This is a genomic window from Desulfomicrobium escambiense DSM 10707, from assembly GCF_000428825.1.
Lineage (GTDB): Bacteria > Desulfobacterota > Desulfovibrionia > Desulfovibrionales > Desulfomicrobiaceae > Desulfomicrobium > Desulfomicrobium escambiense.
The window spans coordinates 36,490-49,417 of sequence record NZ_AUAR01000005.1 but is presented as its reverse complement, the minus strand read 5'-3'; the positions used below and the strand labels follow the sequence as shown (position 1 = coordinate 49,417).

Below are 12,928 nucleotides of genomic sequence, written 5' to 3'. Positions count from 1 at the left end.
CTCATCCGCCCTGACCCATGCGCCGCTGCAGCAGGACCATGTCGGCCAGCACCAGCCGGACCATAGCGGCCAGAACCGGGACCACGCGCGGGATGGCGCAGATGTCGTGGCGGCCGCCGACGCGGATGGTCCGCTCGGCCCCGAAGCGGTCAACGGTGCGCTGCTCCTGGGCAATGGACGGGATGGGCTTGACGGCGGCGCGGACCACTATTTCCTGCCCGCTGGAGATGCCGGCCAGGATGCCGCCGGCGTTGTTGGAGGAAAAGCCCGAGGCGCTCATGGCGTCGTTGTTCTGGCTGCCGAGCATGCGCGCGGCCGCGAAGCCCGCACCGATCTCCACGCCCTTGACCGCGCCGACGCTCATCAGGGCCGCGGCCAGCCGCGCGTCGAGCTTGTCGAAAACCGGCTCACCCAGCCCGGCCTGCACGCCCGTGGCCCGGATCTCGACGATGCCACCCAGGGTGTCGCCCTGACCGGCCACTTCGCGCACGCGCTCCTCCCAGGCCGCCACGACGCCGCCGTCGGCAGCGAAGAACGGACGATCAACGGCCCCGGCCAGATCGACGGAGCCCGCGGCGATGCCGCCGAGCTCGACGGTCCCGGCCATGACGCAGATGCCCAGCGTCTCCAGGAAGGCCCCGGCCACGACCCCGCCGGCCACGCGGGACACGGTCTCGCGGCCCGAGGACCGCCCGCCGCCGCGGTAGTCGCGCAGGCCGTACTTGGCCGTGTAGCTCATGTCGCCGTGCCCGGGCCGGAAGACGTCCTTGATCTCGCCGTAGTCGCGGGAGCGCTGGTCCGTGTTCTCGACCATGAAACCGATGGACGTGCCCGTGGTCCGTCCCTCGAACACGCCCGACAGTAGCCGGATGCGGTCAGGCTCGGAGCGCGCCGTGACGGCGATGCCGCCCTGCCCGGGCCTGCGCCTGTCGAGCTCGGCCTGGATGGCCGCCTCGTCGATGGCCACGCCCGCCGGGCAGCCGTCGACGACGCCGCCCAGGGCCGGTCCGTGTGATTCTCCGAAGGTCGTCAACCGGAACACGGTGCCGAAAGTGTTTCCCGCCATATGGTCTCCAGGGGGCCGGGCCCCGGCTAGTAGTCTTTGCCGCGCTTGCACCAGTCGGCGTAGATGGCCTCGAATCCTTCGTCGTCCAGGCTGCTCTGCCCGTACATCCCGGCGGCCCGGCGCTGGCGCATGGCCTCGTAGAGGATGACCGCGGCCGCCACGGAGACGTTCAGGCTCTGCACCATGCCGAACATGGGGATGAAGATCTCGTCGGGCACGTGGGCCTTGACGTCGGGGTCCATGCCGCGGTGCTCGTTGCCGAGGATGATCGCCGTGGGCCTGGTGAAATCGATGTCCATGATGGGCCGCGCCGTAGGGCTGAAACCCGTGCCCACGATCTGCATGCCCCCGGCCCGCAGGCCTTCGACCATGGTCCCGGCGTCGCGGTGCCGGGTCAGCTCGACCCACTTCTTGGCCGAACCCGATGAGCTGTTGGCCAGAAAGGGGAACTTCTCCTTGGTGTAGTAAAGGTGCACGCCGAACACGCCGAAGGCGTCGCAGCTGCGCAGGATGGCGGATACGTTGTGCGGGTCGTGGATGTTGTTCAGAACCAGAGTCAGGTCGTGCTGACGCTGGGCCAGCACGGACTTGAGGCGCGCCTTGCGGCCTTCGGTCAGATATCTGTCGGGCATGGGCGAATGTGGGTTGAAGTTGAGCAGGCTGGAGCGCTTCTACCCGGAAGCGCCCCCGTTGGCAAAGCCGCGGTCAGCGCCTGAGGTGGAGCAGGTATTCCTGGTTCCCCTTGGGGCCCTTGATGCCGGCCGGGACGACGCCCAGAGGCACGAGCCCCAACTCGTCGCGGGCGAAATCCTGAACCTGGGCCACGGCCGCGAGCTGCATTTCCTCGGACCGGACCACACCCTTGACGGCGTGCTCGGGCCCCAGCTCGAACTGCGGCTTGACCAGGGCCAGAACCTGCCCGTCGGCCTTGAGGAACTGCAGGCACGGCGGCAGGATGAGACGCAGGGAGATGAACGAGCAGTCGGCCACGACCAGATCCACCTGCTCGGGCAGCAGGTCCGGCGCGGCGTGACGCAGGTTGACCCGCTCCATGTTGATCACGCGCGGGTCCTGCGTCAGCTTCCAGTGCAACTGCCCGTGCCCCACGTCCACGGCGTAGACCCGCGCGGCCCCGAACTGCAGCAGGCAGTCCGTGAACCCGCCCGTGGAGGCCCCGGCGTCCAGGGCGGTCATGCCCGTCACGTCCAGGCCGAAACGCTCCAGGGCCGTGAGCAGCTTGTATCCGCCGCGGGACACGAAGCGCTCGGACTCCTTGAGCTCCAGAACCGCCGTCCGCGATATCTGCTGCCCCGGCTTGGCCACGAGGGTCCTGGACCCGCCCAGGACCAGCTGGACCTGACCGGCCATGATCAGCCGCTTGGCCTTCTCGCGACTCTCGGCCAGGCCCTGTTCGGCCAGGACCACGTCGGCCCGTTCCATGGCTTTGGCCACGGACTACCCCTGCCCCTGGGACGCGTGCTCGTCGGCCCAGAATATGAGCCCCAGGCTGTGGGCGTCACGCAGCAGATGGTGGTTGGGCAGGATGCGCACGGTGAAGCCGAACTTGCCCGTGGCCATGGGCATGGCCTTGCCGCGGTAGACGTACCAGCCGTCCACGGTGCGCTCCTCGGGGCTCATGGGGAAGGTCGAGCGGCTGGCGAAGCCTCCCGTGTGATCCAGGGGCCCGGTGTATATCTCGACCCGGATGTCCTCGATGGCCAGCCCTTCGACCCTGACCTCGGCGCTGACGCCGAGGCTCTCGCCGACGAACATCTCCAGGGCGGTGTTGCACTGCACGTTGCGGATGTCGAGATTCCCCCAATGGGTCAGCAGGTTCATGCGCCACTCGGCCAGATCCATGGCCGGACGGTAGGCGTCGACGGAGAGCTTGCCGTAGCTGATGCTCGACGGCAGATAGGCCCGCTTGGTGTACTCCTCGACCATGCGGTGCCCGTTGAAGACCGGCCCGAGGGATTTCAGGGCCTGCTTCATCTTCTGCACCCAACGCCGCGGGAAGGAGCCCTGGGCCCGGTCGTAGAAGAGCGGAATGACGTCGTTTTCGAGGATGTTGTAGAGGGTCTGGCTCTCCACGAAGTCCTGGTACTCCACGTCATCGTATTCCTCGGCGTTTCCGATGGCCCACCCCAGGCTGTTGTCGGGCGCCCAGGCCTCGTCCCACCACCCGTCAAGGGTGCTCAGGTTCAGCACGCCGTTGGCCATGGCCTTCATGCCGCTGGTCCCGCAGGCCTCCAGGGGACGGCGCGGGTTGTTCAGCCACACGTCGCAGCCCTGGACCAGGTAGCGCGCGACCTGCATGTCGTAGTCCTCGAGAAAGACCATGGACAGACGGCACTCTCTGGACTGGCAAAGGCTGACGAGGTCCTGGATGATCTTCTTGCCCTCGTTGTCGCGCGGGTGCGCCTTGCCCGCGAAGACGAACTGCACGGGCCGGGCCGGGTCCGCGACGAGCCGCTTGAGGCGCTCGGCGTCCTTGAGCAGCAGGTAGGCCCGCTTGTACGAGGCGAAACGGCGAGCGAAGCCGATGGTCAGGGCCTCGGGATTGAGCACGTTGTCCGCGACCTCCAGCTCCCAGCTCCGGCCCCCACGGGACACGATCTGCTGCTGGAGCCGCCGGCGCACGAAGTCGACGAGCCGCTCGCGCAGGCGCTCGTGGGTCCGCCACAGCTCGATGTCGGGGATGGACCCGAACTTCTCGCCCACGCGCTCGCAGTCCGGGTCCTCGCGCCAGGACTGACCCAGAAAGCGGTCGTAGAGCACGGACATCTCCGGAGCCACCCAGGTCGGGAAATGGATGCCGTTGGTCACGGAACCGATGGGCACGTCCTCCTCGGGGTACTGGGGCCAGACCCTGGACCACATGCGGCGCGAGACCTTGCCGTGCAGGCGGCTGACGCCGTTGTTGAAGCGCGACAGGCGCAAGGCCAGCACCGTCATGCAGAAATGCTCGGCGTCGTTGCGGGTGTCCTCGCGCCCCAGGGCCAGGAAGACCTTCCAGGACAGGCCGAGGTCCGCGGCGTACTCCTGGAAGTACCCGGCCATGAGCTCGGGCGGAAAGCGGTCGTTGCCTGCGGGCACCGGCGTATGGGTGGTGAAGACCGAACTCTGCGCCACGACCTCCAGGGCCGCCTCGAAGGACAGGTTGCGGTCGGCCATGAGGGCGCGGATGCGTTCCAGGCCCGCGAAGGCCGAATGCCCCTCGTTCATGTGGATGACCCGCGGCGAGAGGCCCAGGGCGCCCAGGGCCTTGATGCCACCGATGCCCAACAGGTACTCCTGCATGAGCCGCATCTCCAGGTCACCCCCATACAGCTGGGAAGTCAGCTCCCTGCGCTCCGGGGAATTCTCGGGGAGATTAGTGTCCATCAGATAAAGAGGCACCCGCCCCACATCCACGCGCCAGATACGTAAAAAGAGGGGTTTGCCCTGCATGTAGATGCGGACCTTGAGGGGGTATCCGTCGGTGTCGAGAACCGGGGTGAGAGGCATCTGCTCGAAATCGTTCGGCTGATACCGCTCCTGTTGCCAGCCGTCGTGGGTCAGGTACTGCCGGAAGAAGCCGCGCTGGTAGCACAGGCCGATGCCCACCAGGGGAATGTTCAGATCGCTGGCCGACTTGAGATGGTCCCCGGCCAGGACGCCGAGCCCCCCGGAGTACACGGGCAGGCATTGGGCCAGGCCGTATTCGGCGCTGAAGTAGGCCACCACCGGGCCCTCTTCCTGGGCTTCGAGGCCCGTCATGGGCCCGCGCCGGGACACGTACTTCTCGAACCCCGCCACAATGGTTGACAGACGATCCAGAAAGAATTCATCCTCCCCCAGTTCCTCCAGCGTGCTCTGGGGCAGGTGGTTCAGAAACCAGACCGGGTTGTGCCCGCTCTTCTCCCACAAGTCCCTGTCGATCTGGGCGAAAAGCTCCTCGATCTCGTGCTGCCAGGAGAAATAGAGATTAGCGGCCAGCCGCTTGAGGGGCTGGAGCTTCTCCGGAAGCTTGGGTACGACCGTATACACATGCAATGGTTGCATAAATCCCCCGTCTTGGAAAAAGTGACGCGATCCTGCATGCGTCTGGCTTGACAGCTAGCATGTCGAGGAGAAGAAATGAATCCCTGTCCCGGAAATGTCACGGTTGAAGTCAAAGTCCGTTTCCTGTCGGAAACCTGCCCGCCGGAGAAGTTCGCCTACGCCACCGATGGCTCGGCGGGTATCGATCTGCGGGCCTGCATGGAGGAAGCCGAGGTCAGTATCCCCCCTGGGGGACGGCACCGATTCCCCACTGGCGTCGCGGTGGAATGCACGATGCCGGGAGTGGCCGGCTTTGTCTATTCCCGCAGCGGGCTGGGCACCAAGGACGGGCTCGTGGTCAGCCAGGGTGTGGGCGTCATCGACCCCGACTATCGCGGCGAGATTCTGGTCAGTCTGCTGAACACCTCGGACCAGACCCGCACCGTGACCCGCGGCCAGCGTATCGCCCAGCTCGTGTTCCAGCCCATCGTCCGGGCCCTCATCGTTGCCGAGCAGTCCCTCACGGAGACCTCCCGCGGCGCCGGAGGATTCGGGCACACAGGTTCCCTCTGACATCATCACCAGGAGTGCGACATGAATTCCGAAGAAATACAGAAATGCGACGCGGCGGCCCTCTGCCGGACCTATGCACGCTACCCCCTGGCCGTCAACCGCGGACAGGGCACCAGGCTCTTCTCCCCTGAAGGCAAGGTCTACACCGACCTGCTGGCCGGCATAGCCGTCTGCAACCTGGGCCACTCCCACCCCGAACTGGTGGAGGTCATCTGCGCGCAGGCCAAGAAGCTCATCCACGTCTCCAACCTCTTCTACCAGGAAGAACAGGTCGAACTGGCCAAGAAGCTTCTCGGGACCTGCCACCTCGACCGCGTCTTCTTCTGCAACTCCGGGGCCGAGGCCAACGAGGGCGCCATCAAGTTGGCCCGGCGCTACATGCGCGAGGGACGGGGCCAGGAGCGCTACGAGATCATCACCGTCACGGGCTCCTTCCACGGCCGGACCCTGGCCACCCTCACGGCCACGGGCCAGGACAAGATCAAGACCGGCTTCGGTCCCCTGCCCGAAGGGTTCGTGACCGTTCCCTTCGGCGACCTCGACGCCATGAAGGCCGCCATGAACGACCGTACGGCCGCCGTGCTCATCGAGATGATCCAGGGCGAAGGCGGGGTCAAGCCGCTGCCCGAGGACTATGCCCGGGGGCTGGCCGCCCTGTGCGCCGAGCGGGGCGTGCTGCTCATGATCGACGAGATCCAGACGGGCGTGGGCCGTACCGGGAAATTCTGGGCCCACCAGCATCTGGGCCTGCGGCCCGACGTGGTCACCGTGGCCAAGGGGCTGGCCGGCGGCCTGCCCATGGGCGCGGTCATGTGCACCGAGGAGGTCTCCAAGGGCTTCCCCCCCGGCAGCCACGGCACGACCTTCGGCGGCAACGCGCTCATTTCGGCCGTGGCGAAGAAGGTCATCGAGATCATCGAACGCGACGACCTCTGCGGCCGTGCGGCGCGCCTGGGCGAGCACCTGCGCGGCAGGCTGGCGGCCCTCAGGGAGAAGTTCCCGGAGCGCATTGCCGACGTGCGCGTGCACGGACTGATGGTCGGCATCGAACTGACCTCGCCCGGCGCGGACGTCTGGAAGGCGCTGCTGGAAAAGGGCTTCGTCCTCAACCTGACCCAGGATACCGTCCTGCGCCTGCTCCCGCCGCTGGTCATCACCGAGGAAGAGCTGGACGCCTTTGCCGCAGCCTTGGAAGCTGTCTTGGCCACGGCCTGATTTCCAAAATTGTCACCGATTTGGCCAAGGAGTTCCGGCTCCTTGGCCATTGTTTTACGCCCCGCCCGCAAAACATTCCACAACACCCCGACATATCAGGACCCAGCATTCCCGCAGTTTGCCCAATCCGCAGGCTGAACGCCATCCCAAACGGCTTTCCACCGCGCTGATTTGACAAAAAAGCCATGGGCCAATAGGGTTTCTTGCTTCCATCGTTGCCCTTGGGCATCGCCAAACCGCATCAACCCCGATCACGACAGGACCCATGCATGCCCATGATCGAATTCCGCAATGTCAACAAATGGTTCGGTGACTTTCACGTCCTGAAGAACATCAACGAGACCGTGGAGAAGGGAGAAGTGCTGGTCATCTGCGGACCCAGCGGCTCCGGCAAGTCCACCCTCGTGCGCTGCGTGAACCGCCTCGAGGACGTGGACAACGGCGAGATCGTCATCAACGGCAAAGACATCACGGACAAGTCCCAGGACCTGAACGCCCTGCGCGCCGAGATCGGCATCGTCTTCCAGCAGTTCAATCTCTACCCTCATCTGACGGTGCTCAAGAACATCACCCTGGCCCCCATGAAGGTCAAGAAGGTCACCCAGGACGAAGCCGAGAAGACGGCCCTGCGTCTGCTTGACCGGGTGGGCATCGGCAACCAGGCCCACAAGTACCCCGTCGAACTGTCGGGTGGCCAGCAGCAGCGCGTGGCCATCGCCCGGGCCCTGGCCATGCAGCCCCAGATCATGCTCTTCGACGAACCCACCTCGGCCCTGGACCCGGAAATGATCAACGAGGTCCTGAACGTCATGAAGAATCTGGCCCGCGACGGCATGACCATGCTCTGCGTGACCCACGAAATGGGGTTCGCCCGCGAGGTGGCCGACCGGGTCATCTTCATGGACCACGGCGAAATCCTGGAACGCGGCACCCCGGAACATTTCTTCACCAATCCGGAGCATGAGCGGACCAAGGCGTTCCTGAGAGAAATTCTCTAGACCCATAAACCCTGCAACGTGAGGAAAGTGTCATGACGAAAATGTGGAAAGTGGCATTGTTGATGGTTGTCGCCTCGTTCTTCCTGGGCCTGCCCGGCGCCTTTGCCGGCAAACTGGACGAAATCAAGGCGCGCGGCGCGCTGATCGCCGGCGTCAAGGACTCCCAGCCGCCCTTTGGCTACGTTGACGAAAACACCAAGCAGCTCGTCGGCTTCGAACCCGACCTCTGCGCCGCCATGGCCGCCAAGCTCGGCGTCAAGCTCGAACTGAAACCCGTGACCTCCTCCACCCGCATCCCCATGCTGGAGCAGGGCGCCATCGACCTCATCGCCGCCACCGTAACCCACAAGATTGATCGCGAAGAGAAGATCGACTTCTCCATCACGTATTTCCCGGCCGCCCAGAAGCTCTTGGTCAAGAAGGACTCGGGCATCAAGTCCGTGGCCGACCTGGCAGGCAAGAAGGTCGGCTCGGCCAAGGGTTCCACCTCCGAGCAGAACGTCAAGAAGGCCCAGCCCGCCTGTGAAGTCGTGTCCTTCGAGACCTACCCCGAGGCCTTCCTGGCCATGAAGCAGGGCAAGGTCGTGGCCGTGACCACCGACGCCCCCATTCTGCTGGGCATCCGCAACTCCGACGACAACCCGGAGAATTTCGCCATCGTCGGCGAGGACATCGCCGCAGAGCCCTACGGTATCGGCCTGCCCGAAAACGACTCCGACTTCCGCGACTTCGTCAACATCACCCTCATGGAGATGTGGAAGTCCGGCGAATACCAGAAGATCTACGACAAGTGGTTCGGCCCGGAGACCAAGTTCTCCATCCCGCTGGACGGCTGGGCCATGGAAATCTGGCCGTAGACCGCAAACACTGACGAAAAAGGCGGCCGTATCCGCAGGATCGGCCGCCTTTCCATGATCACCCCCCAGAACCGCACAGGCGCGCATGAAGTACACGTTCAACTGGCCACTCATCTTTTCCGGCGAATACTCGCAATGGTTCATCGACGGGCTGTCCGTGACCCTGCAGCTCTCAGGACTGTCCATCGTTCTGGCCCTCGTCCTGGGCACGCTCCTGACCGTAATGCGCCTCTCCAAGATCAAGCCGCTGGTCTGGTTCTCGGTGGGCTACATCGAATTTTTCCGCAACACGCCCCTAGTGGTCCAGATTTTCTTCTGGTACTTCGGCTCGGACCCCTTGTTGCCCGGCTTCTTCAAGGAGTGGCTCTACCGGCAGAACATCGAGTTCGCCACCGGCGTCATCGCCCTGTCCACCTACACCGCGGCCTTCATCGCCGAGGAACTGCGCTCGGGCATCCTGTCCATCCCCAAGACCCAGCTGGAGGCCTCGCGCGCCACGGGCCTGAGCTTCATGCAGGCCATGGGCTACGTCATCCTGCCCCAGGCCTTCCGGATCATCATTCCGCCGCTCATCAGCCAGTTTTTGAACCTGATCAAGAACTCCTCCCTGGCCATGACCATCGGGGTCATGGAGCTGACCTACATGGCGCGCCAGGTCGAGGCCCACACCTTCCACGGCTTCGAAGCCTTCACCGTCTCGACCCTCATGTACCTGTCCCTGTCCCTTCTGGTCTCCCTGGCCATCAACCAGTACAACAAACGCTGCCTGCACGTGCGCAGCCGATAGGAGGGGAGCATGGACGCATTCGTGACATGGTTCGTCGGCCTCTTCTCCAACTGGGGCGTGGTCTGGAAAAATTTCGACTACCTGCTCCTGGGCGCCTACCCGCAGGGCCCCCTGGGCGGGCTGGCCATGAGCATCATCATGGCCGTCATCGGCATCTTCGGCGCCTTCTGGATCGGTCTGGCCGTAGGCCTCATGCGCCTCTCCAAGCGGCCCTGGCTGTCCTGGCCGGCTCTGGTCTTCATCGAGATCATCCGCGGCACGCCGCTGCTCATGGTCATCTTCTGGTTCTATTTCTTCGCGCCCATCCTCATGGGACGCTCCGTGCCCGAGACCGAAAGCGCCATCGCGGCCTTCATCGTCTTCACCAGCGCCTATGTGGCCGAGATCGTCCGCGCCGGGGTCCTGGCCATCCCCAAGGGCCAGACCGAGGCCGCCCGCGGCTCGGGCCTGTCGCACACCCAGACCATGATCCACGTCATCCTGCCCCAGGCCCTGCGGAACATGATCCCGTCCTTCGTCAACCAGTTCGTGTCCCTGACCAAGGACACGTCCCTGGCCATGATCATCAACGTCAACGAGCTGACCCTCTCGGCGCGGCATATCTACACCCGGACCATGAAGGCGCCCATGGAGATCTTCCTGGCCATCGCGCTCCTTTACTTCGTCATCTGCTGGGTGCTGACCGCCTTCAGCCGCAAACTCGAGCGGAGCATGTCCCGCTATCAGGCCAGAACAAATGGAAAATAAGCTCACTCGCCTCGACATCTCCTACACCCCGGAGCGGGACGACCTCGTCACCGCCCTGCTGTACATGCACACGCCCTGGGGCTGGCAGGACGAAGGCCTGAAGGACGGCCTGCGCCGCCTGACCGTGCACTTCGACCGGCCGGAGCAGTCGGCCGAGACCGAGGCGGCCCTGCTTGACGCCTGCCCGGACATCACCCTGGAAACCTCGTCCGTGGACAACGCCGACTGGAACAGCGCCTGGAAGAAGTATTTCACGCCCATCCCCGTCGGCACGCGCTTCGTGGTCGTGCCGTCCTGGCTCAAGGACGAACCCCAGGCCGCCCAGCCCATTGTCATCGAACCCAAGATGGCCTTCGGCACGGGGCACCACCAGACCACGGCCCTGTGTCTGGGCGCCCTGGACACCCTGACGTCCGCGGGCATCATCGTCGCCGGGCAAACCTTTCTCGACCTGGGCACGGGCTCGGGCATCCTCGGCATCGCCGCCGCGAAGCTCGGCCTCGCGGGCCTGGGCCTGGACATCGACCCGGTGGCCGTGGACAATGCTCGGGAAAACGCGGCCCTGAACGGCGTCGAGGACCGGCTCGAACTCGGAGTCGGAAGCATCGATTCCATCGCCGCCGACCGCCGCTTCGACTGCATCCTGGCCAACATCCTGGCCAACCCGCTCATCGACATGGCCGAGGACATCCGCGGCCGTCTGGCCGCACCGGGCGTGCTCGTCCTCTCGGGCATCCTGCGCGAGCAGGCCGACCGCGTGGCCGAAGCCTACATGGGCCAGGGGCTGCCGGCCCCCAAGATTTCGTTCTCGGGCGAATGGGCCCTGCTCGTCTTCCGGACATGAAGCGCCGGGGCCTGCTGCTGGCCTACTACGACGCAATGGCCGCAGCCCTCGGCCCCAGCCGCTGGTGGCCGGGCGACACCCCCTTCGAGATCGCCCTGGGCGCCATCCTGACCCAGAACACGGCCTGGTCCAACGTGGAGAAGGCCATCGCCAACCTCCGCGCAGCCGGCCTCCTGAGCGCCCGAGAGCTGCGCGACCTGCCCGTGACGGAACTCGAAGAGCTGATCAGGCCGGCCGGGTTCTTCCGCATCAAGGCCGTCAGACTGCGCAACTTCCTGAATTTCCTCGAGGACGCCTGCGACCTGGACCTGGAGCGGCTGCGCGATGCCGACACCAAGGCCCTGCGCGATTCACTGCTGCGGGTCTCGGGCATCGGTCCCGAGACGGCCGACTCCATCCTGCTCTACGCCCTGGGGCACCCCACCTTCGTGGTCGACGCCTACACCCGCCGCATTTTTCACCGCCACATGCTCGTTCCCGAGGATGTCGGCTACGAGGAACTGCGCGACATCTTCATGGACGCCCTGCCCCCGGACGCGACCCTCTTCAACGAGTTCCACGCCCTCATCGTGCGCACGGGCAAGGCCTGGTGCGCCAAGAAGGAGGGAAAATGCCGAACCTGCCCGCTGTCCCGCTTTCTGGACCTGCAAGGCCCTTGACCTTGGGTGGAAAAAGCATCATCGCAAACCGATGAAACGGCCGTTTTCCCGCCCTGTGCTGCGCGCTTGCGCCATCGCGCTCCTGGTTATGTGCACGCTCTTCGCGCTCGCGGCGCCCGCACCCGCCTCCCTTGAGGAGGAGGTGTCGGCCAAGAGCAAGCAGCTCGCGGAACGCAAGAAGGACATTGAAACCCTGACGGCCAAGGAACGCAGCCTGCACAAGGACCTGGCCAAGCTCGAAGACTCTTTCAAGGATGCGGCCGCGAACCTGGAGAAACTCCAGAAGGAGCTCGCCGATCTCAAGAAGGAGCAGGCCGAAGGGGCAAAACGCCTGGCGGCCCTGTTGTCCGAGCGGGAGAAGACGTCGCGGCGGCTTGCCGAAATGATGCAGACCCTCTGGCCCATCTACCTGACGGCTCGCGAAGAAGGCTTCGCGTCCCCCGACGAGTGGGCCGAATCCAACCGTCGCGGCGAATGGCTGACGGCCCTGTATCGTCAGGCCCAGACGCTGCGGGAGGAGATCGAGCGGCAGAGCCAGACCGTCGCCGACGAGCAGTCCGCCCTCGATCAGAGTGCGGCCGGCGTCGCGGCGCAGGTCGAGAAGATCAAGGCCTCCAGGGCCGAGCTTGAGAAGCGCAAATCGCGCTTCGAGACCCAGTTGGCAGAGGTGCGTACGCAGAAGCAGCAGAGCGAGAAGGAAATCCAGGGCCTCATGGGCTCCATCGCCAACCTTCGCCACCAGATCAGCCTGCAGTCCGAAAAGAAGATCTCCAAGCTCCAGGGCAAACTGGACTGGCCGGCCAAAGGCAAGCGCGTGGTGTCCTTCAACCCCGACGGCAACCCGGCCAGCAACGGCATCGGCCTTGCGCTGTCGCCGGGGACGCCCGTGCGCAGCGTGTCCTGGGGCAAGGTCGTGCACAACGACCAGCTGCGCGGCTTCGGCCAGGTGGTCATCGTCTTCCACGGCGAGGACTACTACTCCCTCTACGCATTCCTGTCGGACGCCCCGCTGCCGGTCGGCCGGGAGGTGGAGAAGGGGCAGCAGATCGGGGTGTGCGGCTTCTACCCGGCGGCCAAGGGCGACGGCCTGTATTTCGAATTGCGTTTTAAACAGAAAGTCATTAATCCGTTGAAATGGTTACAATCGGGGTAAGTCCGC

General features: G+C 65.1%; 13 protein-coding genes. 9 read left to right on the top strand and 4 right to left on the bottom strand.

What is annotated here, in order from left to right; translation table 11 throughout:
* Position 1: 1 nt before the first annotated feature.
* The 4 genes from aroC to glgP form a co-directional block, all read right to left on the bottom strand.
* A complete protein-coding gene (gene aroC / locus G394_RS0105740) occupies positions 2-1,066 on the bottom strand; it encodes a chorismate synthase (RefSeq protein ID WP_028576848.1) in 1,065 nt (354 codons plus the stop codon).
* Between the two features lie 26 nt (positions 1,067-1,092).
* Positions 1,093-1,698, bottom strand: coding sequence for a TrmH family RNA methyltransferase (locus G394_RS0105735; RefSeq protein WP_028576847.1), 606 nt, complete (start codon positions 1,696-1,698; stop codon positions 1,093-1,095).
* 73 nt (positions 1,699-1,771) lie between these two features.
* The gene (locus G394_RS0105730; RefSeq protein WP_028576846.1) at positions 1,772-2,518 is read right to left on the bottom strand and encodes a TlyA family RNA methyltransferase; all 747 of its coding nucleotides are present in this window, start codon (positions 2,516-2,518) and stop codon (positions 1,772-1,774) included.
* A gap of 3 nt (positions 2,519-2,521) precedes the next feature.
* Positions 2,522-5,110 (bottom strand): alpha-glucan family phosphorylase, encoded by a 2,589-nt coding sequence (gene glgP / locus G394_RS0105725; RefSeq protein ID WP_028576845.1) that lies wholly within the window; start codon positions 5,108-5,110, stop codon positions 2,522-2,524.
* Positions 5,111-5,185: 75 nt separating this feature from the next.
* Here glgP and dut point away from each other — a divergent pair, with 75 nt between their 5' ends.
* The 9 genes from dut (at position 5,186) to G394_RS0105680 (ending at position 12,922) form a co-directional block, all read left to right on the top strand.
* The gene (gene dut, locus G394_RS0105720) at positions 5,186-5,662 is read left to right on the top strand and encodes a dUTP diphosphatase (protein ID WP_028576844.1); all 477 of its coding nucleotides are present in this window, start codon (positions 5,186-5,188) and stop codon (positions 5,660-5,662) included.
* A gap of 21 nt (positions 5,663-5,683) precedes the next feature.
* The gene (locus G394_RS0105715) at positions 5,684-6,877 is read left to right on the top strand and encodes an aspartate aminotransferase family protein (RefSeq protein WP_028576843.1); all 1,194 of its coding nucleotides are present in this window, start codon (positions 5,684-5,686) and stop codon (positions 6,875-6,877) included.
* A gap of 269 nt (positions 6,878-7,146) precedes the next feature.
* Positions 7,147-7,875, top strand: coding sequence for an amino acid ABC transporter ATP-binding protein (locus G394_RS0105710; RefSeq protein ID WP_028576842.1), 729 nt, complete (start codon positions 7,147-7,149; stop codon positions 7,873-7,875).
* Between the two features lie 41 nt (positions 7,876-7,916).
* Positions 7,917-8,732 (top strand): ABC transporter substrate-binding protein, encoded by an 816-nt coding sequence (locus G394_RS0105705; RefSeq protein WP_028576841.1) that lies wholly within the window; start codon positions 7,917-7,919, stop codon positions 8,730-8,732.
* An 85-nt stretch (positions 8,733-8,817) separates the two neighbouring features.
* A complete protein-coding gene (locus G394_RS0105700) occupies positions 8,818-9,519 on the top strand; it encodes an amino acid ABC transporter permease (RefSeq protein WP_028576840.1) in 702 nt (233 codons plus the stop codon).
* 9 nt (positions 9,520-9,528) lie between these two features.
* A complete protein-coding gene (locus tag G394_RS0105695; RefSeq protein ID WP_051306979.1) occupies positions 9,529-10,266 on the top strand; it encodes an amino acid ABC transporter permease in 738 nt (245 codons plus the stop codon).
* Positions 10,256-11,110 carry a 50S ribosomal protein L11 methyltransferase gene (prmA, locus tag G394_RS0105690; protein WP_043774860.1) on the top strand — a complete coding sequence of 285 codons (855 nt, stop codon included), beginning with the start codon at positions 10,256-10,258 and terminating at the stop codon, positions 11,108-11,110. The genes G394_RS0105695 and prmA overlap by 11 nt, the downstream gene beginning before the upstream one ends.
* On the top strand, positions 11,107-11,769 hold the full coding sequence (locus tag G394_RS0105685) for an endonuclease III domain-containing protein (RefSeq protein ID WP_028576837.1): 663 nt from the start codon (positions 11,107-11,109) through the stop codon (positions 11,767-11,769). Before prmA ends, G394_RS0105685 begins: the two co-directional genes overlap by 4 nt.
* 31 nt (positions 11,770-11,800) lie before the next feature.
* The gene (locus tag G394_RS0105680) at positions 11,801-12,922 is read left to right on the top strand and encodes a murein hydrolase activator EnvC family protein (protein ID WP_028576836.1); all 1,122 of its coding nucleotides are present in this window, start codon (positions 11,801-11,803) and stop codon (positions 12,920-12,922) included.
* The last annotated feature ends 6 nt before the right edge of the window (positions 12,923-12,928 follow it).